Below are 432 nucleotides of genomic sequence, written 5' to 3' on the forward strand. Positions count from 1 at the left end.
TGGTCCGACACCGACGCGAGCAGCCCGACGATCTGTTTGAGTGACATGCCAAACAGCGGGCCTGCGCCGCCGCTCATGGCGAGCCAGTAATTCGGGCCTATGGCCACGAAGGCGATCTCGCCCGCACGCACAATGGAAGGCGTCGTGGGCAGCTCAAGAAGGAAATGCTGCCTGATACGGTCGCGCAGCAGCGCGTGCTGTCCTTTGCGAGTCTGCATCGTTGCCAAGCCAAGTCCGCGCAACTCGCGGACGGTGACGCCGGCACCGGGTTGCGATTGGCCAATGTCCAATAAAGCAGGACGTCATGATAGAGCAAGATCAGCCATGCAGACGCGTCCCTTCGGGATCGAAAAAGATAGGAGAGACGATTTCGACTTCGGTGTCGCGACCGCGGACCGGATCGTAAGCGCGCACGACCTCGCCGATCCGTGC

1 pseudogene is annotated in these 432 nt (G+C 61.6%); it reads right to left on the reverse strand.

What is annotated here, in order from left to right:
• Positions 1-227, reverse strand: a pseudogene (locus AC5ZGW_RS47165) (sarcosine oxidase subunit gamma); the annotation flags it as partial.
• Between the last annotated feature and the right edge of the window lie 205 nt (positions 228-432).

This window comes from Bradyrhizobium sp. Crot121, assembly GCF_059512385.1.